25 protein-coding genes and 1 pseudogene are annotated in these 25,608 nt (G+C 64.9%); 6 read left to right on the plus strand and 20 right to left on the minus strand.

Annotation, left to right across the window (positions count from 1 at the left end; genetic code table 11):
• Window positions 1-18: 18 nt before the first annotated feature.
• From DPM35_RS14505 to DPM35_RS14570, 14 genes are all read right to left on the minus strand, one after another.
• The gene (locus DPM35_RS14505) at window positions 19-489 is read right to left on the minus strand and encodes a VOC family protein (RefSeq protein ID WP_112127971.1); all 471 of its coding nucleotides are present in this window, start codon (window positions 487-489) and stop codon (window positions 19-21) included.
• Window positions 490-501: 12 nt separating this feature from the next.
• Window positions 502-1,578 (minus strand): hemolysin family protein, encoded by a 1,077-nt coding sequence (locus DPM35_RS14510; protein WP_112128470.1) that lies wholly within the window; start codon window positions 1,576-1,578, stop codon window positions 502-504.
• 27 nt (window positions 1,579-1,605) lie between these two features.
• A complete protein-coding gene (gene ybeY, locus DPM35_RS14515; protein ID WP_112127972.1) occupies window positions 1,606-2,103 on the minus strand; it encodes an rRNA maturation RNase YbeY in 498 nt (165 codons plus the stop codon).
• Window positions 2,104-2,114: 11 nt separating this feature from the next.
• Window positions 2,115-3,107 carry a PhoH family protein gene (locus DPM35_RS14520; protein WP_245431563.1) on the minus strand — a complete coding sequence of 331 codons (993 nt, stop codon included), beginning with the start codon at window positions 3,105-3,107 and terminating at the stop codon, window positions 2,115-2,117.
• An 87-nt stretch (window positions 3,108-3,194) separates the two neighbouring features.
• Window positions 3,195-4,604 carry a tRNA (N6-isopentenyl adenosine(37)-C2)-methylthiotransferase MiaB gene (gene miaB / locus DPM35_RS14525; protein ID WP_112127973.1) on the minus strand — a complete coding sequence of 470 codons (1,410 nt, stop codon included), beginning with the start codon at window positions 4,602-4,604 and terminating at the stop codon, window positions 3,195-3,197.
• A gap of 73 nt (window positions 4,605-4,677) precedes the next feature.
• Window positions 4,678-5,478, minus strand: coding sequence for a lyso-ornithine lipid O-acyltransferase (olsA, locus tag DPM35_RS14530; RefSeq protein ID WP_112127974.1), 801 nt, complete (start codon window positions 5,476-5,478; stop codon window positions 4,678-4,680).
• Window positions 5,479-5,505: 27 nt separating this feature from the next.
• Entirely contained in the window at window positions 5,506-6,000 is a 495-nt protein-coding gene (locus tag DPM35_RS14535; RefSeq protein ID WP_112127975.1) for a GNAT family N-acetyltransferase, read from the minus strand.
• Entirely contained in the window at window positions 6,000-6,689 is a 690-nt protein-coding gene (gene tsaB / locus DPM35_RS14540; RefSeq protein WP_112127976.1) for a tRNA (adenosine(37)-N6)-threonylcarbamoyltransferase complex dimerization subunit type 1 TsaB, read from the minus strand. Before tsaB ends, DPM35_RS14535 begins: the two co-directional genes overlap by 1 nt.
• A 227-nt stretch (window positions 6,690-6,916) precedes the next feature.
• Window positions 6,917-8,023, minus strand: a complete 1,107-nt coding sequence (locus DPM35_RS14545) for a DUF1513 domain-containing protein (RefSeq protein ID WP_112127977.1) — start codon at window positions 8,021-8,023, stop codon at window positions 6,917-6,919.
• A 4-nt stretch (window positions 8,024-8,027) separates the two neighbouring features.
• On the minus strand, window positions 8,028-9,122 hold the full coding sequence (locus DPM35_RS14550) for an imelysin family protein (RefSeq protein WP_181592025.1): 1,095 nt from the start codon (window positions 9,120-9,122) through the stop codon (window positions 8,028-8,030).
• Complete coding sequence (locus tag DPM35_RS14555) at window positions 9,122-10,723, minus strand: di-heme oxidoreductase family protein (protein ID WP_112127978.1); 1,602 nt, start codon at window positions 10,721-10,723, stop codon at window positions 9,122-9,124. Before DPM35_RS14555 ends, DPM35_RS14550 begins: the two co-directional genes overlap by 1 nt.
• A gap of 12 nt (window positions 10,724-10,735) precedes the next feature.
• Window positions 10,736-11,221 carry a bacterioferritin gene (gene bfr / locus DPM35_RS14560; RefSeq protein ID WP_112127979.1) on the minus strand — a complete coding sequence of 162 codons (486 nt, stop codon included), beginning with the start codon at window positions 11,219-11,221 and terminating at the stop codon, window positions 10,736-10,738.
• A complete protein-coding gene (locus tag DPM35_RS14565) occupies window positions 11,187-11,498 on the minus strand; it encodes a (2Fe-2S)-binding protein (RefSeq protein WP_112127980.1) in 312 nt (103 codons plus the stop codon). Before DPM35_RS14565 ends, bfr begins: the two co-directional genes overlap by 35 nt.
• Before the next feature lie 62 nt (window positions 11,499-11,560).
• The gene (locus DPM35_RS14570; protein WP_112128472.1) at window positions 11,561-12,850 is read right to left on the minus strand and encodes an imelysin family protein; all 1,290 of its coding nucleotides are present in this window, start codon (window positions 12,848-12,850) and stop codon (window positions 11,561-11,563) included.
• Window positions 12,851-13,276: 426 nt separating this feature from the next.
• Here DPM35_RS14570 and DPM35_RS14575 point away from each other — a divergent pair, with 426 nt between their 5' ends.
• From DPM35_RS14575 to DPM35_RS14585, 3 genes and pseudogenes are all read left to right on the plus strand, one after another.
• Window positions 13,277-14,530: an NAD(P)/FAD-dependent oxidoreductase gene (locus DPM35_RS14575; RefSeq protein ID WP_112127981.1), complete on the plus strand. Its 1,254-nt coding sequence runs from the start codon at window positions 13,277-13,279 to the stop codon at window positions 14,528-14,530.
• Window positions 14,531-14,567: 37 nt separating this feature from the next.
• The gene (locus DPM35_RS14580) at window positions 14,568-14,798 is read left to right on the plus strand and encodes a type II toxin-antitoxin system ParD family antitoxin (protein WP_112127982.1); all 231 of its coding nucleotides are present in this window, start codon (window positions 14,568-14,570) and stop codon (window positions 14,796-14,798) included.
• 4 nt (window positions 14,799-14,802) lie between these two features.
• Window positions 14,803-15,130 (plus strand): annotated as a pseudogene (locus tag DPM35_RS14585) (type II toxin-antitoxin system RelE/ParE family toxin).
• A 48-nt stretch (window positions 15,131-15,178) separates the two neighbouring features.
• Here the strand turns inward: DPM35_RS14585 and DPM35_RS14590 are convergent.
• Window positions 15,179-16,456 (minus strand): 4-aminobutyrate--2-oxoglutarate transaminase, encoded by a 1,278-nt coding sequence (locus DPM35_RS14590; RefSeq protein WP_112127983.1) that lies wholly within the window; start codon window positions 16,454-16,456, stop codon window positions 15,179-15,181.
• Between the two features lie 209 nt (window positions 16,457-16,665).
• A complete protein-coding gene (locus DPM35_RS32845; protein ID WP_245431541.1) occupies window positions 16,666-16,881 on the minus strand; it encodes a hypothetical protein in 216 nt (71 codons plus the stop codon).
• Between DPM35_RS32845 and DPM35_RS14595 the strand changes: the two genes are divergently transcribed.
• From DPM35_RS14595 to DPM35_RS14605, 3 genes are read left to right on the plus strand one after another with little or no spacing between them, the layout of a single operon-like run.
• The gene (locus tag DPM35_RS14595; protein ID WP_425373366.1) at window positions 16,790-17,854 is read left to right on the plus strand and encodes an efflux RND transporter periplasmic adaptor subunit; all 1,065 of its coding nucleotides are present in this window, start codon (window positions 16,790-16,792) and stop codon (window positions 17,852-17,854) included. The genes DPM35_RS32845 and DPM35_RS14595 overlap by 92 nt on opposite strands.
• Window positions 17,851-18,924 carry an efflux RND transporter periplasmic adaptor subunit gene (locus DPM35_RS14600; protein WP_112127985.1) on the plus strand — a complete coding sequence of 358 codons (1,074 nt, stop codon included), beginning with the start codon at window positions 17,851-17,853 and terminating at the stop codon, window positions 18,922-18,924. The genes DPM35_RS14595 and DPM35_RS14600 overlap by 4 nt, the downstream gene beginning before the upstream one ends.
• A complete protein-coding gene (locus DPM35_RS14605; protein ID WP_112127986.1) occupies window positions 18,924-22,022 on the plus strand; it encodes an efflux RND transporter permease subunit in 3,099 nt (1,032 codons plus the stop codon). The genes DPM35_RS14600 and DPM35_RS14605 overlap by 1 nt, the downstream gene beginning before the upstream one ends.
• 6 nt (window positions 22,023-22,028) lie before the next feature.
• Here the strand turns inward: DPM35_RS14605 and DPM35_RS14610 are convergent, their stop codons facing one another.
• The 4 genes from DPM35_RS14610 to DPM35_RS14625 are packed head-to-tail and all read right to left on the minus strand — an operon-like array spanning window position 22,029 to window position 25,592.
• Window positions 22,029-22,775 carry an ABC transporter ATP-binding protein gene (locus tag DPM35_RS14610; RefSeq protein WP_112128473.1) on the minus strand — a complete coding sequence of 249 codons (747 nt, stop codon included), beginning with the start codon at window positions 22,773-22,775 and terminating at the stop codon, window positions 22,029-22,031.
• Window positions 22,772-23,611, minus strand: coding sequence for an ABC transporter ATP-binding protein (locus DPM35_RS14615; RefSeq protein ID WP_112127987.1), 840 nt, complete (start codon window positions 23,609-23,611; stop codon window positions 22,772-22,774). The genes DPM35_RS14610 and DPM35_RS14615 overlap by 4 nt, the downstream gene beginning before the upstream one ends.
• Window positions 23,608-24,528, minus strand: coding sequence for a nickel transporter permease (gene nikC / locus DPM35_RS14620; protein ID WP_112127988.1), 921 nt, complete (start codon window positions 24,526-24,528; stop codon window positions 23,608-23,610). Before nikC ends, DPM35_RS14615 begins: the two co-directional genes overlap by 4 nt.
• Window positions 24,525-25,592 (minus strand): ABC transporter permease, encoded by a 1,068-nt coding sequence (locus tag DPM35_RS14625; protein WP_112127989.1) that lies wholly within the window; start codon window positions 25,590-25,592, stop codon window positions 24,525-24,527. The genes nikC and DPM35_RS14625 overlap by 4 nt, the downstream gene beginning before the upstream one ends.
• Window positions 25,593-25,608: the final 16 nt, after the last annotated feature.

Consider the following 25,608-nt stretch of genomic DNA (forward strand, 5'->3'; position numbering starts at 1 on the left):
CGCTTGGCTGCAAAATGCTCAGCGGTGCCAGCCCTCGATGCGCAGGCCGCTTAGTCGCTCAGCCTCGTCCTTGGGGACGACGCGCACGGTGCGGGTGAATGTCCAGACATGGCCTTCGGGGTCACGGGCGCGGTACTGGCGCTCGCCGTAGAAATGGTCGGCGGGTTGCTCGACGATCTCTGCGCCCGCCGCGCGCGCTTTCTCGCAATGAGCGTCGATATCTTGCTGCAGACGCACATAGACGGCTTGCGTGTTCCTGCCGCCGACGGAGGCGGGACTGGCGACACGCTCATCCCATTCGGAATCGACGATGATATAGCCGTCGCCGAAGCGCATTTCGGCATGCACAAGCCGGCCGTCGGCATCGCTCACCAGCATGCTCGGCTCGAAACCGAAGGCCGCTTGCAGAAAGGACAATGCCGCGCGCGGATCGCGGTAGAAAACGCCTGAGCCCAGGACCGCATGCTTGAACGGATCGTCGGTCGGCATGCCGGGAGGCGATCAGGCCTGTTCGGTGCGGGCGGCGCGGCGACGCTGACGCTCGCCCTTCTGGCTCTGCACGATGCGCACGCGTTTGACGCGGCGCGGATCGGCGTCGAGCACATGGAACTCGAAGCCGGGAATGGCCTGCACGACTTCACCCCTGGCCGGGACCCGGCCGAGCGTGTTGAAGATCATGCCGCCAATGGTGTCGACATATTCGCCATGCTCGCCGGCGGCGAAATCCTCGCCGATCATCTTGGCGACCTCGTCGATCTCGGCCTTGCCGTCGACGACGAAGACGCCGTCGCCGGTCTGCGTGATCATCGGCTCGTCGTCGTCATGCTCGTCCTCGATGTCGCCGACCACCATCTCGACGATGTCTTCCAGCGAGGCGAGGCCGTCGGTGCCGCCATATTCGTCTATGACCAGCGCCATCTGCGTGCGCGTCGTCTGCATGCGGCCCATGAGGTCGGAGGCCAGCATCGAGGGCGGCACGAACAGCACCTGGCGGATCAGATTGAGATCGCCGATGGTGCGTGCGAGATCGACCTGCGCGAGGTCGAGCGCCGTCGTCACCGGCGCCTTCGCCCTGGTGCGGCCCTTCTTGACGCGGGCGACCTTGGTGATGTGCGCGAGCACGTCGCGGATGTGGACCATGCCACGCGGATCGTCCAACGTCTCGGAATAGACCGGCATGCGCGAATGGCCGGATTGCTCGAAAAGGCCGAGCAGGTCGCCAAGCGTGGTGTTGATCTCGACCGCCTCGATATCGGCGCGCGGCACCATGACATCCTCGACCCGCACTTCGCGCAGGCGCAGGATGTTGTTGAGCATGGCGCGTTCGCCGGGCGAGAAGGCGCCGGCATCGGTCGCGGTTTCGGCAAGCGCGCCGGCAATCTCCTCGCGCAGGCTGGTGCCGTTGCGGTGCCGGAACAGGCCCAGCACACGGTCGAAGAGCGAAGGACCGGCATGCGCCGGCTCCGCGGCCGCGCTGCCGGTGGGAATACTCGGACTTGAGCCCTCTTCCGTTTTTTCGGAAGGCTTGGCAGCACTGCCGGCGTCCGGGCGGGCGGCAGTTTCTGGTGTGTCGTTCATCGCCATCGGGTCTATTGAGCTTTTTTGTTACGCGTAGGGATCGGGAATGGCAAGCCTCGCAAGCGCGGCGCGCTCGATCGCTTCCATCTCCTCGGCCTCGGCGTCGGTCTCGTGATCATGGCCCAAGAGATGCAACAGGCCATGGATAACGAGATGCGTGATATGGTTCTCAAGCGGCTTGTCTTCCAGTGCGGCCTCGCGCGCCACCGTCTCGGAGGCCAGCACGATGTCGCCCAGCATCGGCGGCAGCTTGCCGCCTTTCGGAAACGGAAAAGCCGGAAAAGACAAGACGTTGGTGGGTTTGTCCTTGCCGCGCCATTCGGCGTTGAGCTTGTGGATATGGGCATCGTCGGAAAAGACGACGCTGAGCTCGGAGGTGCCGCTCGTGCCCGTCTGGGCAAAGGCTGCTGCAACGGCGCGATCGACGAGCCGCGCCAGCTCGGCTTCCGCGGGCCAGGCGCCGGCCTCGAGGAAGATATCGATATCGACCGAGGTTCCGGCAGAGGATTTGGTGTCTTCAGCCATGCGGCCTTTGATCAGCTTTCAGCGCCGAGGCCTCGCGCCAGCTTGCCGTCGCGGTCATAGGCCTTGACGATCTCGGCGACCAGCGGGTGGCGCACCACGTCGCCCTCATTGAAGCGGACGGTGACGATGCCGGGTACGCCGTCAAGGATGCGCAGCGCCTCGACCAGCCCCGACTTGGTGTTGGGCGGCAGGTCGATCTGGGTCGGGTCGCCGGTGACGATCATGCGCGAGTTCTCGCCGAGACGGGTCAAGAACATCTTCATCTGCATCTGCGTGGTGTTCTGCGCCTCGTCGAGGATCACCGCCGCATGCGCCAGCGTGCGGCCACGCATGAAGGCCAGGGGCGCGATCTCGATGACTTCGGCCGCGATCGCCCGCTCGACCTTGTCGGCCGGCATCATGTCGTAGAGCGCATCGTAAAGCGGCCGCAGATAAGGATCCACTTTCTCCTTCATGTCGCCGGGCAGGAAGCCTAACCGCTCGCCGGCCTCGACGGCCGGGCGCGACAGCACGATGCGCTCGACCATGCCGCGCTCAAGCAGCATCGCCGCATGCGCGACCGCCAGATAGGTCTTGCCGGTGCCTGCCGGGCCGATGCCGAAGACCATCTCCGAGCGCTCCAGCGCCCGCATATAGGCGTCCTGCGTCAGCGAACGCGCGTAGATCGTCTTCTTGCGCGTCGATATCTGGGCGGCCGAAACCTTGCCCTTGCGCTCCATGGTGGGCAGCGTCAGCTGGTCGTCGGCGGCGATCGCCATGCGTACGGCGCCGTCGACATCCGACTGGCCGATGTCGACGCCCTTCTGCAGGATGCCATAGAGCGTATCCAGCGCGCGGCGCGCCTGTTCGGCGGCCGAAGCCGAGCCCTTGATCGCAAGCTGGTTGCCGCGCGAGCGGATATCCACGCCGAGCTTCTGCTCGAGCCGCGCCAGGTTCTCGTCGAACTGACCATAAAGGGCGCTGGCAAGCTTGTTGTTGTCGAAGGTCAGTACGATGTGCGCCATGTCGGAAGCCCCGGACGCCTGGTTCTGGGGCGGATTCTTCAGTTCGGCAGCGCTCAACCGTCTCTCCTCATCTGCCGAGGCTTGTGGCTAGGCCAACTCGGCGAACAGGCTGTTGGGGCCTGTCTTCGTGATTCGCACGTCAATAATGTCACCGATTCCCCCGGCCTTGTCGTCAACAATCACCGGGTTCAGCCATGGCGAGCGCCCGACAACCTGGCCGGGGCGGCGACCTGGCTTCTCGATCAGCGTGCTGACGGTTCGGCCGACCACGCTGGCTATGAAATTCCGCTGCTGGTCGTTGATCAGCGCCTGCAGGCGCTGCAGCCGTTCGTCCTTCACGGTTTCGGAAAGATGGCCGTCCATCTCGGCGCCCGGCGTGCCAGGACGTGGGGAATATTTGAAGGTGAAGGCCGAGGCGTAGTTCACCTCGCGCACCAGTCTCAGCGTCGCTTCGAAATCCTCTTCCGTCTCGCCGGGGAAGCCGACGATGAAGTCGCCGGACATGGCGATGTCGGGACGGGCGCCGCGGATACGCTCGATAAGCGCCAGATAGTCGCGTGCCGTGTGCCTGCGGTTCATTGCCTTCAAAATCCGGTCGGATCCCGACTGCACCGGCAAATGCAGATAGGGCATCAAGGCGGACAGGTCACGATGCGCGGCGATCAATTCGTCGTCCATGTCGCGCGGATGGCTGGTGGTGTAGCGCAGCCGCGCCAGGCCGGGGATTTCCGCAAGCCGGAACAGCAGGCGGCCGAGACCCCATTCCTCGCCGTTTTCGCCCACGCCATGCCAGGCATTGACGTTCTGGCCGAGCAGGGTCACCTCGCGCACGCCGGCCTCGGCCAGCCGCTCGGCCTCGGCGACGATCTGCGCCACCGGGCGCGAGACCTCGGAGCCGCGCGTGTAGGGCACCACGCAGAAGGTGCAGAACTTGTCGCAGCCTTCCTGCACCGTCAGGAAAGCGGTGACGCCGCGCCGGGCAAGCTCGGCGCGCTTCGGCTGCGGCAGATGCTCGAACTTGTCCTCGATGGCATATTCGGTCTCGACGATCTTCTCGCCGCCACGCACCCTTGCCAGCACGTCGGGCAGCCGGTGATAGGTCTGGGGGCCGATGACCAGGTCCACCGCCGGAGCGCGGCGGATGATCTCGGCGCCCTCGGCCTGCGCCACGCAGCCGGCGACGCCGATCAGCAATTCGCGGCCGGCCTCAGCGCGCTCGGCCTTCATGTCGCGGATGCGGCCGAGCTCGGAATAGACCTTTTCCGCCGCCTTCTCGCGGATATGGCAGGTGTTGAGCAGCACCAGATCGGCGTCCTCGACGGCGTCGGTGGCGACATAGCCGTCGGCGGCCAGCGCATCGGTCATGCGCTGGGAATCGTAGACGTTCATCTGGCAGCCATAGGTCTTGACGAAGACCTTTTTCGCAGCGCGGCCCGTGCTGGCCGAGTGCTCGGCGGCAGCGCCGATGCCGTGGCTTTCAATCGTGTTCAGTTCCATTGGGCGGCTTCTACCGCCTTTCCGTGACAAAAAACAGACGATTCTGCCCGAAGCGCGCCGCGCAGTCCCGGACTCACCGGCTTTTGGCCGGGTCGGCGAGGATGGCCTGCATCATCTCGCGCACCTTGGCTTCCATCAGCCTTGCCGTTTCCTTGCGGTTCGAGCCCTTGGAGAACGGCACCGGCTGGCCGAAATGCACCTCGGCATCGATCGCGCCTTCGGCAAGCAGGGCTTTCAGATGCGGCATCAGGTCCTGATCGCCGATCCAGGCGGTCATCGGTCGATGGCGGCGGCCCATCGGCATGCCATGCAGGCGCGTATAGGCGATCGCCACGGGCTGGATGAAGACCTGGTCCGCGGCGCCTTCCGAAATCGCCATCGAGGCCGCGCCGAACAGCGTGCTCTTGAACGGCAGCACCAGGTTGCCGTCGCCGGTCGAGCCTTCGGCGAACAGCACCATGGCGTCGCCCTTTGCCATCCTTTTGGCGATCTCGCTCGCCTGGTCGCCGGAAGTGCGCTTGCGCTCGCGCTCGATGAAGACGGTGCGCTGCAGCTTGGACAGCATGCCGATCAGCGGCCAGCCTTCCATGTCGGCCCTGGCAATGAACTTCACATCGACGAAGGAGCCGAGCACCATGATGTCGGTCCAGGAAATGTGGTTGGCCGCCACAAGCAGCGGACGCTCCTTGGCCAGCACGCCCCTCACATGCACCCGCATGCCCAGCGCCCTCAGGATGATGCGGTGCCAGATCTTCAGGATGAAGGTCTCGGGCCACAGCCCTGTCTTCATCGACAGGATCTGCAGCGGCACCAGCACCAGTGAACAGACGACGACATAGAAGAGCGCCAGGAAAATCCGTAATTTCTTGATCATTCGCTCCCGCCCTATCGCGCGGATTGGCTAGCGAAGATCGCGGCGCATGACAAGCGCGCCGGTCGGGCCGTGCTCGGTCGAGCGGTAATAGTTCGGGCGATGACCGACCTGGATGAAGCCGAGCCTTCGGTAAAGCCCGATCGCCGGCGCATTGGTCTCGTCGACCTCGAGGAAGAGCGCTTCGGCGCGTTGCGCATGAAGCTCGCGCAGCACAGCGTCCATCAACTGCCAGCCAAGGCCCTGGCGGCGATGGCTGCGGGCGACGGCCAATGTCAGGATTTCGCCCTCGCCGGCCGCGAGCCGCGCCAGCACGAAGCCGACCGGCGGCTTGGAGCCCTGACCCGTCTCACGCGCTGCATAGCCGAAGACCGTGTCCTGTTCGAGGAGTGCCGCAAACTCGCCGTCAGTCCAGGGCCGCACGAAATCCTCGCGATGCAGCACCGAGACAGCGGCGCTGTCGGCGACCGTCAGCGGTTCCAGCGCATAATCCCTGCGGCGCGGCTGAAAGAACGGAATGCGCATCAGGAATCGTTTCCCTTGCCCTGTCTTGGCAGAATGAAACCCGCCTGCGGCTTGGCGTCGGCGCCGCGCAAATAGAGCGGCTTCGGCTTTTCGCCCGGCTGCTTCGCCGAGGCCAGCCTCGCATAGGTGGCAATATCGGCGGTGGCGGCGACCGGACCGGTGTCGAAGGCACGACCTGCCGCTTGGGCAATCTGCGGCGCGGCGGTTCCAACAAGGACAGCGTCGGCGTTGACGGCCATTGTCACTGCCTCGGCAAGCGTGACGACGGATGGTCCGTAAGTTTTGACTAACGCTCTATCATAGAGCGCCGCGTGGATTTCCTCGCGGCCGGCGTCGAGCGCGGCCAGCACGGCGCGCCCAGGAAAGGCATGCGCACCCTCTGCCGCCAGGGCTTCCAGTGTCGTCACGCCGATCGCCGGGACTTTCAGCGCCAGGGCCAGACCACGCGCCGTCGAAACGCCGACGCGCAGGCCGGTGAAGGAGCCGGGTCCGATCGAGACGGCAACGGCGTCGAGCTCGTGATAGCCGCGGCCTCCGCCTTGCAAGGCCTTCTCGATGACGGCCATCAAATGCTCGGCATGGCCCTTGCCGAGATCGCGCACCTCTCGGCCAAGTTCTTTCCCCGCGCCCGCGTCATAAACGCAGGCGGCGCAGAGATTGGCGGCACAATCGATGGCGAGCAGCTTCATACAGGCGGCTTCATACGACCGGTTAAAGAACTGGATCGAAACACAATTCCCTCTGCCCGGCATAGGCCGCCGCCGCAAGGGCCAGGGCACAGAAATGTTAAGCGGCTTTGCTTCTAGAGCGTTTCACCGTTTCACGGAAACGGCGAGCCGCTCTATCGCTTTGTTTTGACGCAATTCCGGACGGAAAACCGCTCACACTTTTCCTGGAATTGCTCTAGGCGCGGCGATCACGCCGTCGCGACAATGCGCAGCATGTGGTTGTCCCAGACATAATCCGGCTCGGAACGGGCGGCGCCGGCGCCGACGACGATCTGGCCGGCGCCAGTCGTCGCCATGAAGCCGGCGCCGTCGGGCGCGAGGCCGCAGACCTCGGCCAGCGATCTGGTCGCGACCACGCGTCCGCTGACGGCGTCGAGGACGGCCAGCGAATTGCCCTCCGGCGAGGTGACGGCGACCGTGCCGGTGGCGGCATTGGCGGCGACCGAGCCGATATAGTTACGGAAACCGGAGAGCACGTCCTGCGGCATCTCGAGAAGCGCGAGCTCCTTGCCGCGCGCGGCGCGGCCGACCAGCGCCGGGCGGTCGGTCGCCGGCCCGCGATATTGGCAGCCGAACCAGACGGTGCCCGCCTGGTCGCGATCCATGTGGCGGATTGAAAGCTGATGCTGCGCCGGCGGCAATTCATGCTTTTCAATCAGGTCGCCGGTCACGCGGTCGACCAGCGTGTAGGACGGCTTCATCGTCGCGATGTTGAGCTCAGCGCGACCATAGTCGGGATGGGTTTCGATGCCGCCATTGGCGATAGCCAGCGTTCGGCCATCGCCGAGCAGGAGCAGTTCATGCGGCCCCATGCCGTAGGTCGGGAACTCGCCGACGCGGCTGAACTTTGCCTTCGCATCGTAGACGCCGACGACACCTGCCGCGTTGTCAAAGTCGTTCTCCGTCGCATAGAGCAAGGCGCCGTCAAGCGAGAACACGCCATGGCCGAAGAAATGCCGGCCGGCGATGCTGGCGATGGTCAGCGGCTTGTCGCGGCCGGCATGGTCGAAGACGACGGCGAAGGTGCCCGGCTGGCGGGCAAAGACCACGGAGCGCTTCGACACCGGATCGAAAGTGACGTCATGGCCGCGATCCGGCAGGGAGACCGTGTGCAGGATTTTTCCCGCCTCGGAGAGCACGGCGGCACCAAAGCTGCCGTCGCGCTTGACGAAAGCCGTGGCAAAGACGGCGTCCGCCGCCAACGTTTCGGCCCAGGCGCGCGGCGCCATGGCGGCCGCGAAACTCAAGCCCGCAGCCCGCAGGAAATCGCGACGGTCGATGAGGGCGGTTCTCACGGCATCAATCTCCGTCCAGCGACGAGAAGCCCGCGGTCAGGCCGAACTCGGCGGTCATCCTGGTGCCGATCAAGGTCGACAGGCTGGAAGTGATCAGCGCGAAGTGCTCGAGCTTGTCGCGCAGCGCGGGGTCGGCGAGGGCCTTGTCGATCGGGCCGGCGATCGATTTCGCGGTTGTCACGCCGTTGGTGAGCTGGATGTGGATGGACTCGGCCATCCATCGCGCATCGGCGGGCAGCGCATCGCCGAGCTTCGAGGCCTGGAACAGCTCATCGATGCCGGACAGGTTTCCGGCCAGCGAGGCCGTCGTGTTCCGCGAGCGCCAGTAGATCGCCTGCCTCGGCTTGTCGGCGTCCGGCTTGGCGCCAAGGAAGCCCTTGAGCCGCACGTCGCGGATCATGTCCAGCTCGTTGATGAAGACGCCGACCAGTTCCGTCACCGCTTCGTTGCCATCGCGGTAGAGTGGGTTCTTCGGGCCGGGATTGGCCCAGAACGAAGCGAAGCCGTCAGGCTTTTGCCAGGCGTCGCGCACCTCGCCGGCCATGGTTTCGACATTGCCGGCGACCGCCGCGCCATAGGCGCAACGATAAGGCTCGTCTTTCCCTGCAAGCGTTTCGGCGCCGTCGCCATAGAGCACGTATTCGAGCGCGCCGAGGCCCTGCATGGCGACGCTCTTTTGCGCCAGTTGCGCCGGATCGATAGCTGACGGATCCTTCGATGCGAGCGTGGCCTGCACTTGTCTCAGGCCGATGCTCTTGCGGTCCGGCCAATAGAGCATCCGCTCCAGCCGGTTGTTTTCCTTGATCGGCCCGAAGGCGATGATCTCGGCCACAGACCAGGCCTCCACGGTGCCGGAAAACGCGGAGCGCGCCGCTTCGAGATTCATTTCGGACGGCGCTTCGCAAAGCTGGTGCATCGCTTTGGTCAGCCCCACCGCATGCTCGTCAAGGCTGGCATAGGCCGGGCGAACGAAACCATCGATCGCACGGCCGATGACATCCGAGGCTTTGACGGCGGCCGATGCGGGCGGCACGGCGGCCAGAAGAAGCGGAAGAACAAGGGCCAGGCTTTTCGGCATCAGAGCGACGCGTTTTGACATCAGAGGGACTCCAGGAATTTGATCAGCGCGTCACGATCGGCCGCGGTGGCGCCAGCGAAGCGGTCGCGGGCCTTCTGCCCCTCGCCGCCGTGCCACAGGATCGCCTCGGCAAGCGTGCGGGCGCGGCCGTCATGCAGATAAAAAGCATTGCCGTTGACCGTCGCGGCGAGCCCGATACCCCAGAGCGGCGGGGTGCGCCATTCGCTCCCCGTGGCCTCCCCGACCCGTTGTCCGTCCGCGAGGCCCTCGCCCATGTCGTGCAGCAGGAAATCGGAATAGGGCCAGATCAGTTGGAAGGCCTGCGCCTTGTTGGGCGTGCCGCGCATAGTGACGAATTTCGGCGTGTGGCAGGCAATGCAGCCCATCTCGTAGAACTGCTTCTTGCCGGCAAGGACGTCCGGCTTGGCGATGTCGCGCCGCGCTGGCACGGCCAGATTCCGCGAATAGAAGGTGACGAGGTCCATCACCGGCGGCGGTGCCTCGGCAGTGCCCAATCGCTGCTGCACGCCGTTCGGCCGAGCAAGGCAAGTCTTCTGCGCCTCGGTGCAATCGCCCCAAGGCTCCGGCATCTCCGGCGTCGAGATGCCGATGTCGCCGGCAAAGGCATCGGCCGCCTGCTGGCGGATCGAGGCGGCCTGCGCCTTCCAGCCGAAGCGGCCCAAGGTGACTTCGCCGCTCAGCTCGTCGCGCACGATGTTCGGCCGGCCCGAAATGCCGTCGCCATCGCGGTCGTCCGGATCGGCATGGGCTAGGATATCGGCCGGTGCGATCTGCTCGATCAGGCCGAGCCCGATCATCGGAGGCGTCAGGCGCGGCGACAGCGTGGTGCGCGGATCGAGCGGACCGTAGCCGAGATCTTCGATCGTATAACTCGGCTTGCGCAGCGAAACGACGGTGCCGTCGCCGAGTGTTGCTTTCTCCTGGGAGTACTCGACGCGCACACGGCCTTCGCCCTTGAGGCTCGGAACCGCCAGATCCTGCAATTGCGTGCCATAGACCGGATCGGGAAAGTTCAGCACCTTGTAGTCGGCAAGCGCGGCCTTTTCCTCGGCGCTGCTCGCGTCGCGCGCGAGCCTGAGAAACATCGACGTCGATCCGGCATCACCCTCCGGCGGACGGCCGCGACCATCCTTCACGTGGCAGTTCTGGCAAGCGCGCTCGTTGAACAGCGGACCAAGGCCGTCCGAAGCCTGGGTCGAAGATGGCGACGACACCCAGTTCTTGCGGAACAGCGCATTGCCCAGCTTGAAATTGCCCTCCTCCTCGAAGGTCATGTTGGCGGAGGATTGCGAGAAGGCGTCGCGGTTGACGTCCTTGCGCGAGGTGCCGGCGCCGCCCTGCATCAGCTCGAACGGCTCGGGCCTGGTGAAGTCGGTCGTTGGCCTGGTGACGGCCAGAACCCGCGCCTGGTCCTTCGGCGTCAGGTCGGTGCGGCCCGTCGGCAGCGCGGCCGGCTCACCGGCCAGCGCGGGCGCGGAAAGCGCGATCACCAGCAAAAGCGACGACCCGCGACCAATACGGTCTCGCGGGGTCTTCTGAAGCGGCAGGCCGTCGATTGCGGTCCGCCGCGCGCGGCGCGAAAGATCTACGGGGCGCCGCATTCCCGCATGTCCTTACTCCGCCTCGTTGGCCGAGTCGGCATTGAGCTGGCCGTACTTCTCCTCGCCGATCGAGGCAAGCAGATCGAGCTGCGTTTCCAGAAAGTCGATATGGCCTTCCTCGTCGGTCAAGAGATCCTCGAACAGCTTCATCGAAACGAAATCGCCGGCATCGTGGCAGATCTCGCGCGAGCGCTTGTAGGCGCTGCGCGCGTCATATTCGCCGGCCAGATCGGATTCGAGCACTTCCTTGACGTTCTGGCCGATGCGCAGCGGCGCGACGGACTGCAGGTTCGGGTGGCCTTCGAGGAAGATGATGCGCGCGATCAGCCGGTCGGCGTGATGCATTTCCTCGATCGATTCCGCCCGCTCCTTCTTTGCCAGCTTGGTGTAGCCCCAATCCTCGAGCAGGCGATAATGGACCCAGTACTGGTTGACGGCTCCAAGCTCCAGAAACAGAGCTTCATTAAGCCGCTCGATGATCTGCGGTTCGCCTTTCATGGGTTCTGCTCCCGTATTGGCCGCGCAAGCCTCGCACGCGATCCAGGTGTGAAACGATGTCCACGCCGCCCACCTCTGAGCGGGTGTGGTAGTTCTCGGTGACCCGAATGATCGTTTCCACCACATTTGGAAAACAGCCGCAACAGCGGCCGCGCTTGCGCATCGCGTGGTAGACTTTCGCGGGCACGATCAGCTGCCACGGATCCTCATTCAGCAGGCCGACGATCGTCTGCTCGATCTCCTTCTCGGTGATGATGTTGCAATGGCAGATCAGCATTTCACTTGCTCTGGCTGACGGCGCCGGCCCGGCGCCGTTTGGCTGGTGGGTATGTCTAAACCTTACTTGAATACCTTGTCTGGGGCGTCGAGGCTGTCCGAACCTTCGAAGGCGATCTGATTCAGCTTCAGCGAGCCGACAGCGCGCTCGATCGACTTGGTCTGGTCGATCAGCGCGTCGGTCGCCGCCTGCACGGTCGCGTTGCCTTGCGCGTTGCCCTCGGCGATCTGCTGGTCGTAGGCCTCGCCGGCCAGCGCGCGCGCCTTGATCGCCTCCATCTTGGCGACGGTGGTGTCGAGCTTGTCCGACAGCTCCTTGTCGATCGCCGGATCGGCCGCCTTCACCATGTCGGACACCGACGGACCCGAAACCACGGAGCCGTCGAGCCGCTTGTAGCTGGCATGGTAGGCGTCGCGGATGCCGACCGCGTCATAGAGATGCGAGTTATAGGTGTTGTCCGAGAAGCAGTCTTGCTCCTCCTCCGGATCGTGCAGCAAGAGGCCAAGCTTCATGCGCTCGCCCGCCAGTTCGCCATAGGAGAGCGAGCCCATACCCGTGAAGATGGTGGAGATGCCGGTATTCGCGTCACCCTCGGTGAGGTTCTTGCGCGCCGCGCCGTCTTCCTTCCAGTTGCCGACCATCTCCTGCAGGTCGGACACCAGGAGGTCGCTCGCCGACTTCAGATATTCGGCGCGCCGGTCGCAATTGCCGCCGGTGCAGTTCTTGAGGTCGTAGTCCGTGTAGGGCCGCTCGCCCGCGCCCGGACCGGTGCCGTGCAGGTCCTGTCCCCAGAGCAGGAATTCGATGGCGTGATAGCCGGTCGCGACATTGGCCTCGACGCCGCCGGCCTCCTGCAGGGTGCCGGACAGGAATTCCGGCGTCAGCTTCGACGCGTCGACCTTCTTGCCGTTGATCTCGATTTCCTTGTTGGCGATGACGTTGGCTGTGTAGAGCGCGTTTTCGTCCGACTCCGTGCCATAGCTCTTGGCGACATAGTCGATCAGGCCTTCATCCAGCGGCCAGGAATTCAGGCGGCCTTCCCAGTCGTCGACGATCTTGTTGCCGAAGCGGTAGACCTCGGTCTGCTGGTAAGGGATGCGCGCCGCCTTCCAGGCTTCGCGCGCAGCGTTCAGCGTGTCGGCCGAGGGGCTGGCGATGAGCGCATCGACCGCCTTGTCCAGCGCCTGCGCGGTGGTCAGCGAATCCTCGTATTTGGCCAAAGCAATGTCGGCATAGGTCTTGATCACCGCTTTGGCGTCGGTCTCGGCTTTCGCCGGCAACACGAACACCGCCGCCGTCAGTGCAGCCGTGGCGCAGATCGCAGCCATCCTGCCGCCATTACGTGCCGTCATCATGCTTCTCCAGCTCTTTGGAAATTCAATAAAAGGCGCCCACCCGCGCCGGGGCATGTGAATGCCGGGAAAAATGGTGGCCGCGCCGATGCGCGGTTCGCGATAAAAAGACACTCACTTGCCTCCAATCGAAAGGGTTCAAGGCCCAGACATCAAAGGGGATGCGCTTTGCGCGCAGCTCTCCATAAAGCGATGGAGAGCCCGGAAGTCAACTGGCGCCGCAGAAAAAATTCAATTGAAACAATAGTTTAGAATTATTCTAAACTGCAAATGTCAACTTTAAGGCTAGCCGAGATAGGAAAGTTCGCGGGTGGCTCGATTGACAGACAGCCATCCTGGGTGCGACCCCGACGTCGGCTCTTGCGGCGGTCGCAGACAATCGCCACCTGGCGCAAGGGCTTAGATTTCAAGGCAAAAAGGATTGCTATGACGAACGGGGTTGTGATTGTCGGTGCGGGCCATGCCGGCGTGCAGGCCGCAGCCAGCCTGCGCGAAGAGGGCTATGAAGGGCCCGTCGTCCTGATCGGCGACGAGCAGGAACTGCCTTATCACAAGCCGCCGCTGTCCAAGACCTTCATCAAGGATCCCGAGGCCAAGCCGCAGCCCTTGCGCGGCGAAGCGTTCTATACCGGCAACACCATCGACTACCGCCCCGGTGTGCGCATCGACAGCATCGATGCCCGCGCTGGCCAGTTGGATGTTGCAGGCGGCGGAACGCTTGGCTTCGATCGGCTGGTGCTTGCGACCGGCTCGCGGCCGCGCCTGCTCAAGCTCGATGGCGCCGGCCTGGCCGGCGTGGTTTCGCTGCGCTCGCTGGCCGATGCGCGCCTGATCCGCGAGCTCAGCGCGCAAAGCGAGGACGTGGTCATTCTCGGCGGCGGCTTCATCGGGCTGGAGATCGCGGCGACGCTCAGAGCCGCCGGCCGCAACGTCACCGTCGTCGAGGCGATCGACCGGCTGCTCGGCCGCGCCGTGGCGCCGGTCATCGCCGCGCATGTGCGCCAGCGCCTGGAGGCGATCGGCGTGCGTCTCCTGACCGGCACCACCGTCGCCCGCCTGGAGGGCAATAACGGCCGTGTTTCGGCCGCGATCACATCAGGCGGCGAGCGCCTGCCGGCGCAGATGGTGATCATCGGCATCGGCGTGGTGCCCAATGTCGAGCTGGCGGAAGCCGCCGGCATCGCTGTCGGCAACGGCATCCGCGTCGACCAGCATATGCAGAGCTCTGTTCCCCAAATCCTCGCCATCGGCGACGCGGCCTCCTACCGGCACTGGTTCACGGGCGGCGACGTGCGGCTGGAATCGGTGCAGAACGCCACCGACCAGGCGCGGCTTGCCGCGCGCACCATCCTCGGGCACGTGGAGCCCTTCTCCGCCGTGCCGTGGTTCTGGTCGGATATCGGCGACATGAAGCTGCAGATGGTCGGGCTGACGCAAGGCGGCGATCACCATGTCGTGCTCGGCGATCCCGCCGAGAATAAATTCTCGATCTACCACTATGCCGGCGATCGGCTGCTTGGCATCGAATCCGTCAATCGGCCGGCCGACCACATGCTGGGACGCAAGATGCTCGGCGCCGGCTTCTCACCGTCGCCACAGACGGTCACGGGTGGGCCGGATGCGCTGAAGGCGGCGCTTGCGGCCTTCAGCGAAAGCGAGCCAGTCAAGGCTAGGGCGTAAGGTTGCCAATTTTTGCCATAGGCCATACATTGGCTGAATGAGCACGATGAATATCTCACTGCCTGACAGCTTAAAGCATTTTGTCGATCAGCAGGTGACGGAGCGCGGCTATGGCACGAGCAGCGAGTATGTACGTGAATTGATTCGTCACGATCAGGATCGTCAGCTTTTGCGCGGTCTGCTTCTCGAAGGCGCATCATCCGCGCCGGGCGCTCCTGCCGACGACGACTATTTCGCGGCACTGAGGAAACGAGCGTTGGGCCAGTAAGCAGGTGGCTTCGAAGCCAGTTATTCCTCGAAGCCTTGCCTCGCGCGATATCGAGGATGCCGTCGATTATTATGCACGTGAAGCTGGTTCGCACGTGGCATTGGGTTGTGTTTGAGGACCTTCAGAAGGCCTACAAGCTAATAGCCAGTCACCCGGCGTCGGGCTCCCTGAGGTATAGCTTTGAAGTTGGATTGCCCGGCCTACGCAGCCTGCAGCTCAAGCGCCATCCATATTTGATCTTCTATATTGAACAGGCCGACCACATCGATGTGTGGCGCGTGCTTCACGCCAAGATGGATATCCCAGCCTGGTTACAAAATCCGGGTTCCTGACGGCTCGCGCTCGCCAGCGCAGACCGTCAGGCGAGCGCCGCACCATCCTCAGGCTGCCCGCGCGTCGCGGATCGAGCCCTCCAGAATATCCAGCGCCTCGGTCATCACGCCGTCCTGGATGGTGATCGGCGACAGGAAGCGGATGACGTTGCCGTAGACGCCGCAGGTGAGCAGGATGAGGCCCTTGTCCAGCGCCTTCAGCCTGACCGCGTTGGCGAATTCGGCCGACGGCAGGCCTTTCTTCACGTCGTTGAACTCGACCGCGTTCATGAAGCCCGGGCCGCGGATGTCGACGATCTCCGGCACGTCGTCGCGGATCGACTCCAGCCGCTGCTTCAGCCTGGCGCCCAGCGCGTTGGCGCGATCGCAAAGCTTTTCCTCCTCGATGACGTCGAGCACGGCGTGCGCCGCGGCGACGCCGATCGGGCTGCCGCCATAGGTGCCGCCGAGGCCGCCCGGGCCGGGCGCGTCCATGATTTCGGCGCGGCCGGTGACGGCCGACAGCGGGAAGCCGCCGGCAAGGCTCTTGGCCATAGTGGTGAGGTCGGGCGCCACGTCGTGATGGTCCATGGCGAACATCTTGCCGGTGCGGGCAAAGCCGGTCTGCACCTCGTCCGCGACGAGCAGGATGCCGTGCTGGTCGCAGATCTTGCGCAACGCGGTCATGAAATCGCGCGGCGCTTCGTAGAAGCCGCCCTCGCCCTGGACCGGCTCGACAATGATTGCGGCAACGCGGTTCGGATCGACATCGGCCTTGAACAGCTTGTCGAGCGCGGCGAGCGAATCCGCGACCGAAACGCCATGCAGCGCGACCGGGAACGGCGCGTGAAAGACATCGGCTGGCATGGCGCCGAAGCCGACCTTGTAGGGCACGACCTTGCCGGTCAGCGCCATGCCCATGAAGGTGCGGCCATGGAAGCCGCCGGAAAAGGCGATGACCGCCTGGCGGCCGGTGGCGTTGCGGGCGATTTTTATCGCGTTCTCGACCGCCTCGGCGCCGGTGGTGACGAAGATCGTCTTCTTGTCGAACTTGCCGGGCAGCATGCCGTTCAGACGCTCGGCCAAACGCACATAGCTTTCATAAGGCACGACCTGGTGGCAGGTGTGGGTGAAGCGATCTAGCTGCGCCTTGACCGCCTCGATGACTTTCGGATGGCGATGGCCGGTGTTGACCACGGCGATGCCGGAGGAGAAGTCGATATAGCGGCGGCCCTCGACATCCCAGATTTCCGAATTCTCGGCGCGATCGGCGTAGATCTGCGTCGTCATGCCGACGCCGCGCGAAATCGACTGGTTCTTGCGTTCGGAAATGGCTGAATTCTTCATGTCGTCCCTCAATCGGGCATCCCTGTTCGGGATCAAACCCGTTCCGTTGATCGAAATCCTTCTGACCTTATTTCACGTTTTCCTCAAGTTGGCACGTTGGCCCAGTTCATTGGGCCTGCCTTGAGGGTGAGGGACGAACTCCCTTAACCAGCCCGGTGATACACGCCGCGGAGATAGTTTCCTTTTCCCGCCGATCGATTAATCTCATTTCATCCGCGACGTGCCGCCGTCAGGAGCGGCTCCCACGGGCTGAGGGGAACCATGAGCAGGAAAGCGACATCGTCCGCCTTGCCGTCTTCGCCGCTCCGCCTTCTTTGTCGTTCAAAAACCTTGTTGCTGCTGGCCTGCGCCGGCGCGGCGATTTCGACATCCGGCTGCCAGAAGCAGCAGGCGGCGGAAAAGAAATTGCCGGTGGTGGTGACCACGCAGACGGTCGCGCTCGCCGACTATGCGCCGCGGACCTCGCTGACCGGGGTCATCGCCGCCCGCACGCTCAACAATCTGTCGTTCCGCGTCGGCGGCCGGGTCGCCGAGCGTCTGGTCGACGTCGGCCAGCATGTCGACCAGGGCGCGGTGCTTGCCCGCATCGATCCGCAGGAACAGCAATCGGACTTGCGCTCAGCGCAGGCCGACCTCGACGCGGCACAGGCGCAGCTCACCCAGGCCGCGGCCACGTACCAGCGGCAAAAGACACTGCTTTCGCAAGGATTTACGACGAGGCGGGACTTCGACAGCGCGGACCAGGCCCTGAAAGTGGCGCAAGGCAGCGTCGAGGCCGCGCAGAGTGCCTTGGCCAATGCCAAGGAAAACCTGTCCTATACCGAGCTCAAGGCTGGGGCCGCCGGCGTCATCACGGCGCGCCAGGTCGAGGCCGGGCAGGTGGTGCAGGCGGCGCAGACCGTGTTCACCATCGCCGAGGACGGCGACCGCGACGCAGTCTTCAACGTACACGAGACGCTGGTTGTCCAGACACCTCCTTCTCCGGCGGTGACGATCACGCTTCTGTCGGACCCGCAGGTGCGCGCGACCGGCAAGGTGCGCGAGATTTCGCCGGCGGTCGATATCCAGTCTGGATCGATTCGGGTCAAGGTCGGCATCCCCGACACGCCCGCAGGCATGCCGCTGGGTGCGGCCGTGATCGGCACGGTCAGCGCCAAGCCGGTCAAGGCCATCCTGTTGCCCTGGCAGGCGCTGACCTCGACCGCCGGCAAGCCCGCCGTCTGGATCGTCGATCCGTCGAGCAAGGCTGTGAGCACGGCGCCGGTCGAGGTGCTCGCCTTCGATTCCGGCGTGGTCGCCGTCGACAAGGGATTGCAGGAAGGCCAGAGCGTCGTCACTGCCGGCGGACAGTTGCTCAGCCCCGGACAGATGGTCGAGATCGCTGGAGCCAGCCAATGAACCGGTTGCGGCACATCGCTCCCCTGCTCGTCCTTGCAGCGCTTGCCGCCTGTTCGCGTTCGGAAGAGAAGCCGCCGGAGGTCATCCGGCCGGTGCTGTCGATGGTGATCGAGCCGAAGACCGTCGAGACTTTCGGCTTCGCCGGCACGGTGCAGCCGCAATACAGCGCCGATCTCGCCTTCCGCCTGCTCGGCCGCGTCGTCTCGCGCGACGTCAAGGTCGGCGACCTCGTCACCAAGGGCACCACGATCGCGGCGCTCGATCCGACAGCGCTGGAGCTTGCGGTCCAGGCATCGAAAGCGGACCTGTCGAACGCGCAGGCGCAATTCATCAACGCCGCCGCCAGCGAGGATCGCCAGCGCCAGTTGCTGGCCTCGGCCAACACCTCGCAAGCCACATTCGACGCCGCGAAACAGGCGCGGCAAGCGGCGGAAGCCGGGGTCGAGCGCGCTAATGCCGCTTTGTCCAAGTCGCAGGAACAGCTTGGCTATGCCCGGCTGTTCTCCGATTTCGACGGCGTCGTCACAGCGGTCGGCGCCGAGGTCGGGCAGACCGTTTCACCGGGACAGACCGTCGTCACCGTGGCGCGCACCGACCCGCGCGAAGCGGTGGTCGACATCCCCGACCAGCTGACCGGCGACCTTACGGTCGGCATGCCTTTCGAGATCGTCCTGCAATCGCTGCCGACGATCAAGACACAGGCCAAGCTGCGCGAGATCGCGCCGCAGTCCGAAGGCGCTACCCGCACGCGGCGCGTGAAGCTGACGCTGGTCAATCCATCGACGGCGTTCCGGCTGGGCTCGACGATCACCGCGACGCGCGTCACCAAGGTCGCGCCGACGATCGAATTGCCGATGTCGGCGCTGCTCGAAAAGGACGGCTCCGACAAAGTGTGGATCGTCGATCCGCAATCCTCCAGCGTCGGCACGCGCGAGATCAAGATCGCCTCCAAGAGCGGCGGCTCCTTCACGGTGGCAGAGGGACTTGAAGCCGGCATGCGCGTCGTCACCGCGGGCGTCCATAGCCTGAGCGAAGGCCAGAAGGTCAAAGTGCCGGAGGGCGGCGTCTGATGAAGGGCTTCAACCTCTCCGACTGGGCGCTCAGCCACCGCTCCATGGTCTGGTACTTCATGCTGGTCTTCGTGGTGGCCGGCATCTTCTCCTATCTCAATCTCGGCCGGGAGGAAGACCCCGCCTTCACCATCAAGACCATGATCATCCAGGCCAACTGGCCTGGCGCCTCGGTCAAGGAAACGGTGCAGCAGGTGACCGACCGCATCGAGAAGAAGCTCGAAGAGCTCGATAGCCTCGACTACACCAAATCCGTCACCACGGCCGGCCAGACCGTCATCTTCGTCAACCTGAAGGACACCACGAAGGCGCGCGACGTCGTGCCGAACTGGCTTCAGGTGCGCAACATGGTCAACGACATCAAGGCGCAGCTTCCGCAAGGCGTGCAGGGACCGTTCTTCAACGACCGCTTTGGCGACGTCTACGGCAACATCTACGCCTTCACCGCCGACGGGCTGACGCCGCGCCAGTTGCGCGATTACGTGGAGGATGTCCGCACCAAGATCCTGACCGTGCCGAACGCCGGCAAGGTCGATCTGGTCGGCGCCCAGGACGAAGCGATCTACCTCGAATTCTCGAGCCGGCAGATCGCGGCGCTCGGCCTCAACCAGCAGCAAATCGTGGCCAGCCTGCAGGCGCAGAACGCGATCACGCCCTCCGGCGTCATCGAGTCCGGGCCGGAGCGCATCAGCGTGCGCGTCGGCGGCCAATTCACCTCCGAGGAGAGCCTTCGCGCCATCAATCTGCGCGTCAACGACCGCTTCTTCCGGCTGAGCGACGTGGCGACGATCAGGCGCGGCTATGTCGACCCGCCAACAGCCCTGTTCCGCTTCAACGGCCAGGATGCTATCGGCCTTGCCATCGGCATGAAGCCCAATGCCAATCTGCTGAAATTCGGCGAGGCGCTGCATGAAGAGATGCAGAAGGTGCTGGCCGATCTGCCGGTCGGCGTCGGCGTGCATCTGGTCGCCGACCAGCCCGTGATCGTCGAGGAAGCGGTCTCGGGCTTCACGCGGGCGCTGTTCGAGGCCGTTGCGATCGTGCTCGCCGTCTCCTTCGTCAGCCTCGGCATGCGCGCCGGCTTCGTCGTGGCGCTGTCGATACCTCTTGTGCTCGCGATCACCTTCACCGTCATGGAATATCTCGGCATATCGCTGCAGCGCATTTCGCTTGGCGCCTTGATCATCGCTCTCGGGCTATTGGTCGACGATGCGATGATCGCGGTCGAGATGATGGTGGCGCGGCTGGAGGTCGGCGACAATCTGCGCAAGGCGGCGACCTATGTCTATACGTCGACCGCCTTCCCGATGCTGACCGGCACGCTGGTGACGGTCGCGGGCTTCATTCCGATCGGCCTCAATTCGAGCGCCGCCGGCGAATACACTTTCACGCTCTTCGTCGTCATCGCGGTGTCGCTGCTTGTGTCATGGATCGTGGCGGTGCTGTTCGCGCCGCTGCTCGGCGTCACCATCCTGCCGGCGACGATGAAGGAGAAGCATCACGACCAGCCCGGACGCCTCACCTCGCTGTTCCGGCGCGTGCTTGTCTTATCCGTTCGCCGCCATTGGCTGACGATCATCGTGACGGTGCTTCTGTTCGCTGGCTCGGTCGCCGGCTTCGGCCTCGTCCAGCAGCAGTTCTTCCCGCCATCCGACCGGCCGGAGCTGATCGTCGACTGGAACCTGCCGCAGAACTCCTCGATCACCGAGACACGCGACCAGATGGAGCGCTTCGAACAGCGGGCGCTGGTCGGCAATCCCGATATCGATCATTTCAGTTCCTATATCGGCCAGGGCGCGGTGCGCTTCCTGCTTGCCTATGACGTGCAGCCGGCCAATCCCTATTTCGGCCAGACGGTGATCGTCACCAAGAGCATCGAGGCACGCAACCGGGTGAAGCCGGCGCTGGAGAAGCTGCTGCGCGAGGAATTCGTCGGCACCGACGCTTTCGTCAAGCCCCTGGAGCTCGGGCCCCCGGTCGGGCGCCCGGTGCAATACCGCGTCGGCGGCCCCGACATCCAGACGGTGCGGGAACTCGCGCAGCAATTCGCCGGCCTGATCTCGGCCAATCCGAAGCTGGCAGCTCCCACTTTCGACTGGAACGAGCCGCAGCGCGTGCTGAGGGTCGACGTGCTGCAGGACAAGGCGCGCCAGCTCGGCATCACCTCCTCCGACATCGCCAGCGCGTTGAACAGCACGGTCGGCGGCGCGACCATCACGCAGGTGCGCGACGCCACCTATCTGATCGATGTCGTGGCGCGCTCGCGCGAGGCGGACCGCAGCTCGATCTCGACGCTGCAGAACTTGCAATTACCAACCGGCACCGGCGAGTCGATCCCCTTGGCGGCAATTGCCAATTTCCGCTACGACCTCGAGCAGCCGACGGTCTGGCGCCGCAACCGCACGCCGACCATCACCGTGCGCGCGGGCCTGGTCGGCGACGTCCTGCCGGCGACGGTCGTCAACGAGCTGAAGCCGTCGGTCGACGCTTTCATCGCCAAGCTGCCGCCCGGCTATTCGGTCGAGACCGCGGGCTCGGTCGAGGAAAGCGCCAAGAGCCAGGGACCGATCGCGGCGGTGGTGCCGCTGATGCTGTTCGTCATGGCGACCATTCTGATGATCCAACTGCAGAGCTTCCAGCGCCTGTTCCTGGTGGTGGCGGTGGCGCCGCTCGGGCTGATCGGCGTGGTGGCCGCGCTCGTTCCCAGCGGCGCGCCGCTCGGCTTCGTCGCCATACTCGGCGTGCTGGCGCTGATCGGCATCCTGATCCGCAACTCGGTCATCCTGATCGTGCAGATCGAGGACCTCGTCAAGGAAGGCAAGGACCGCTGGGCGGCCGTGATCGAAGCGACCGAGCACCGCATGCGGCCGATCGCACTGACGGCGGCCGCCGCCAGCCTGGCGCTGATCCCGATCGCGCGCGAAGTGTTCTGGGGGCCGATGGCCTATGCCATGATGGGCGGCATCATCGCCGGCACGGCGATCACGCTGCTGTTCCTGCCGGCGCTCTATGTGACTTGGTTCAGGATCAAGGAGCCGAAGCGGGACGCGGGTGATGGCGTGCAGGCAGAAACGGCGACGGAAGGCGATGCGGCCTGAGAGGAACTACGCCCTCACGAACCCCTCGCTCGCCCTGAGCAGATTGCGCGTATAATCCTCGCTGACCCGATGCCCGATAAGCTGGCTCGCGGTCAGCGTTTCCACCGCCTCGCCGTTCTGCATCACCATCAGCCGCTCGCACATATGGGTGATGATGGCGAGGTCGTGGCTGACCATCAGGAAGGTGAGCTTGCGGCGGCGACGGACCTCTTCCAGAAGGTTCAGCACTTCGGCCTGCACCGAGGCGTCGAGCGCCGAGGTCGGCTCGTCGAGCAGAAGGATCGAGGGTTCGAGGATCAGCGCACGGGCGATGGCGACACGCTGGCGTTGGCCGCCGGAGAGCTGGTGCGCATAGCGGAAGCGAAAGCCCTTGCCGAGGCCGACCTCGTCCAGCGCGCGTTCGATACGCTTCTCGCCGTCGGCAATGCCATGGATCGCGAGCGGCTCCTGCAGCAGGCGGTCGACCGTCTGGCGCGGATGCAGCGAGCCGTAGGGATCCTGGAAGACCATCTGCACGTCGCGGTAGAATGGCTTGTCGCGCGTCTTGCCGAGGGTCTTACCGTTGACTGTGATGGTGCCAGAAGCGACAGGCGCAAGGCCGGCGATGGCCCTCAGCAGCGTCGACTTGCCGGAACCGCTTTCGCCGACGAGGCCGTAGGATTCGCCTTCCCTCACCTCGAGGCTGACACCCTTCAACGCGCGAAAACGGTCGAAGACCACTTCCAGCCCTTGGATGGCGATCGCAGCCGTCATGCCGCCCACTCCGGCTTGCGGTCGAGCACCGGCAGCGGATGGCGCTCGAAGCCGATCCGCGGCATGCAATTGAGCAGGCCGCGCGTGTAGGGATGTTGAGCGTCCCGCAATTCGGACGCCTCGATCTGCTCGACCACCTTGCCGGCATACATGACAACGACCCGGTCGCAGAAGGACGAGACCAGGCGCAGATCGTGCGAGATGAAGATCAGGCCCATACCGCGCTCGGCGACGAGCTTGTCGAGGATCTTGAGCACATCGAGCTGCACGGTGACGTCGAGCGCCGAGGTCGGCTCGTCGGCGATCATCAGCTCCGGTCCGGTGATCAGCATCATGGCGATCATGGCGCGCTGACCCATGCCGCCCGAGACCTCGTGTGGGTAAAGGTCGAAGACACGGGCGGGGTCGCGGATCTGCACCGCCTGCAGCATGGCCAGAGCGCGCTCGCGCGCCTCGGCCTTGGAGACCTTCTCATGCGTGCGCAGCGTCTCGACGATCTGGCGGCCGATGGTCATCACCGGATCCAGCGAATATTTCGGATCCTGCAGGATCATGGCGATGCGGTTTCCCCGTAGCGCCCGACGTTCACGCGGCGATATGGACAAAAGATCGATGCCGTCGAAGGCGAGCTTCCTCGCCGACACCTCGGCCTGCGGCGGGGTCAGCCCCATGATGGCGCGGCCGGTCTGCGATTTGCCGGAGCCGCTCTCGCCGACGATGCCCAGCCGCTCGCGGCCAAGCGAGAAGGATACGCCGCGAACGGCCTGCACGAGGCCGGTGCGGGTCGGGAAGGTGACGCGCAGGTCGTCGACTTCGAGGAGAGTGTCGCCGCTCATTGGTCGCCGCTCCGGGGGTCGAGCGCGTCGCGCAAACCGTCGCCGAGCAGGTTGAAGCCGAGGCTGACGATGAGGATGGCAGCACCTGGGGCCGCGGCAACCCACCATTGGTCGAGAATGAAGCGGCGGCCGGAGGCGATCATCGCGCCCCATTCGGGCAGCGGCGGCTGCGCGCCGAGGCCGAGGAAGCCGAGGCCGGCGGCGGTGAGGATGATGCCGGCCATGTCCAGCGTGACGCGGATGATCAGCGAGGAGATGCAGAGCGGCATGATGTGGCGCAGCACGATGCGGAAGGGCGAGGCGCCCATCAATTGCACCGCCTTGATGTAATCGGAGTTGCGCACCGTCAGCGTTTCGGCGCGGGCGATGCGCGCGTAAGGCGGCCAGGAGGTGATGGCGATCGCCAGCACGGCGTTTTCGATGCCGGGACCGAGCGCGGCGACGAAAGCCAGCGCCAGCACCAGCTTGGGAAAAGCGAGGAAGATGTCGGTGATGCGCATCAGGATCGTGTCGGTCCAGCCGCCCGCATAACCGGCGACGGTACCGACCAAAAGGCCGATGGGCGCGGCGATGATGGCGACGAGGATGACCACATAAAGCGTCCAGCGCGCGCCATAGACGATGCGCGAATAGATGTCGCGGCCCAGGTCGTCGGTGCCGAACCAGTGCGCGGCGCTCGGTGCCAGCAGGCGGGCGTTCTTCAGGTCACCCACGGTCGCGGAATAGGGCGCCAGCACGTCGGCAAGCGCGGCGACCGCCACCAGCGCGATGATGATGAGCATGCCGACCAGCGCCAGCCGGTTCGCCGAGAAGCGGCGCCAGGCGACATAGGCGCGGCCAAGCCTCGCCTGCAGGCGTGAGGCCGGCCGGTCGCTGAGCAGCCATTCGCGCCTGGACTGGATTGTTTCGGCGCTCATCCGGCCTTCGTCCTTGGATCTAGCAGCCGGTAGAGCAGATCGGAGAGAAGGTTGATGGCGATGAAGACCGAGCCGATGGCGATGGTGCCGCCGAGCACGGCGTTCATGTCGGCATTCTGCAGCGAATTGGTGATGTAGAGCCCGATGCCCGGCCAGGAGAAGACAGTCTCGGTCAGCACCGAGCCTTCGAGCAGGTTGGCATAGGAAAGCGCGATCACCGTCACCATGGGCACGGCGGCGTTGCGCAGCGCGTGACCCCAGATGATGCGCCTTTCCGACAGGCCCTTGGCGCGCGCCGCGACGATATATTCCTGCGCCAGCTCGTTCAGCATGAAGGAGCGGGTCATGCGGCTGATATAGGCGAGCGACAGATAGCCGAGCAGCGCTGCCGGCAGGACGATATGACGCCAGGCGTCGTGGAAGACGTCCCACTGCCCCTGGATGGCGGCATCCAGCAGATAGAAGCCCGTGATCGGCGTGAATGTGTATTCGTAGACGACGTCGAGCCGCGCCGGGAAAGCGATCCATTGCAGCTTGGCGTAGAACAGCACCAGGCCGAGGAGCCCCAGCCAGAAGATCGGCACGGAATAGCCGATGAGGCCGACGACGCGGGCGATCTGGTCGATCAGGCTGCCGCGCTTGACGGCGGCCAGCACGCCGAGCGGCACGCCGATGACGGCGCCGATGATCGTGCCCAGCGTCGCCAGCTCGATGGTCGCCGGAAAGACGCGGCGGATATCGGACATCACCGGGTTGGTGGTCAGCACCGAGGTGCCGAAGTCACCCCTCAGCGCTGCTTTGACATAGAGGTAGAACTGCTCGATCCAGGGCAGGTCGAGCCCCATCTCGCGGCGCGTGCGCTCGACGACGGCGGTCGGCGCGCGGTCGCCGAGGACGGCCAGTACCGGATCGATCGGGATGACGCGGCCGATGAAGAAGGTCACCGCGAGCAGACCGAGATAGGTCGTCACCGCAACGACCAGGAAGCGGCCGAGCGAGGATAGGATAGCGACGGCACGGGCGCTGCCGCGCCCCGCCGCCGCCTGGTTTTCAGCTACGCTCACGCGGGGCGTCCGAGGA

It is taken from the genome of Mesorhizobium atlanticum (genome assembly GCF_003289965.1).
GTDB lineage: Bacteria > Pseudomonadota > Alphaproteobacteria > Rhizobiales > Rhizobiaceae > Mesorhizobium > Mesorhizobium atlanticum.

Excerpts from the sequence above, each read along its gene's own strand:
- DPM35_RS14505 (WP_112127971.1), bottom strand. The coding sequence starts at position 489 with ATGCCGACCGACGATCCGTTCAAGCATGCGGTCCTGGGCTCAGGCGTT.
- DPM35_RS14510 (WP_112128470.1), bottom strand. The coding sequence starts at position 1,578 with ATGAACGACACACCAGAAACTGCCGCCCGCCCGGACGCCGGCAGTGCT.
- ybeY (WP_112127972.1), bottom strand. The coding sequence starts at position 2,103 with ATGGCTGAAGACACCAAATCCTCTGCCGGAACCTCGGTCGATATCGAT.
- DPM35_RS14520 (WP_245431563.1), bottom strand. The coding sequence starts at position 3,107 with ATGGCGCACATCGTACTGACCTTCGACAACAACAAGCTTGCCAGCGCC.
- miaB (WP_112127973.1), bottom strand. The coding sequence starts at position 4,604 with ATGGAACTGAACACGATTGAAAGCCACGGCATCGGCGCTGCCGCCGAG.
- olsA (WP_112127974.1), bottom strand. The coding sequence starts at position 5,478 with ATGATCAAGAAATTACGGATTTTCCTGGCGCTCTTCTATGTCGTCGTC.
- DPM35_RS14535 (WP_112127975.1), bottom strand. The coding sequence starts at position 6,000 with ATGCGCATTCCGTTCTTTCAGCCGCGCCGCAGGGATTATGCGCTGGAA.
- tsaB (WP_112127976.1), bottom strand. The coding sequence starts at position 6,689 with ATGAAGCTGCTCGCCATCGATTGTGCCGCCAATCTCTGCGCCGCCTGC.
- DPM35_RS14550 (WP_181592025.1), bottom strand. The coding sequence starts at position 9,122 with ATGTCAAAACGCGTCGCTCTGATGCCGAAAAGCCTGGCCCTTGTTCTT.
- DPM35_RS14555 (WP_112127978.1), bottom strand. The coding sequence starts at position 10,723 with ATGCGGCGCCCCGTAGATCTTTCGCGCCGCGCGCGGCGGACCGCAATC.
- bfr (WP_112127979.1), bottom strand. The coding sequence starts at position 11,221 with ATGAAAGGCGAACCGCAGATCATCGAGCGGCTTAATGAAGCTCTGTTT.
- DPM35_RS14565 (WP_112127980.1), bottom strand. The coding sequence starts at position 11,498 with ATGCTGATCTGCCATTGCAACATCATCACCGAGAAGGAGATCGAGCAG.
- DPM35_RS14570 (WP_112128472.1), bottom strand. The coding sequence starts at position 12,850 with ATGACGGCACGTAATGGCGGCAGGATGGCTGCGATCTGCGCCACGGCT.
- DPM35_RS14575 (WP_112127981.1), top strand. The coding sequence starts at position 13,277 with ATGACGAACGGGGTTGTGATTGTCGGTGCGGGCCATGCCGGCGTGCAG.
- DPM35_RS14580 (WP_112127982.1), top strand. The coding sequence starts at position 14,568 with ATGAGCACGATGAATATCTCACTGCCTGACAGCTTAAAGCATTTTGTC.
- DPM35_RS14590 (WP_112127983.1), bottom strand. The coding sequence starts at position 16,456 with ATGAAGAATTCAGCCATTTCCGAACGCAAGAACCAGTCGATTTCGCGC.
- DPM35_RS14600 (WP_112127985.1), top strand. The coding sequence starts at position 17,851 with ATGAACCGGTTGCGGCACATCGCTCCCCTGCTCGTCCTTGCAGCGCTT.
- DPM35_RS14605 (WP_112127986.1), top strand. The coding sequence starts at position 18,924 with ATGAAGGGCTTCAACCTCTCCGACTGGGCGCTCAGCCACCGCTCCATG.
- DPM35_RS14610 (WP_112128473.1), bottom strand. The coding sequence starts at position 22,775 with ATGACGGCTGCGATCGCCATCCAAGGGCTGGAAGTGGTCTTCGACCGT.
- DPM35_RS14615 (WP_112127987.1), bottom strand. The coding sequence starts at position 23,611 with ATGAGCGGCGACACTCTCCTCGAAGTCGACGACCTGCGCGTCACCTTC.
- nikC (WP_112127988.1), bottom strand. The coding sequence starts at position 24,528 with ATGAGCGCCGAAACAATCCAGTCCAGGCGCGAATGGCTGCTCAGCGAC.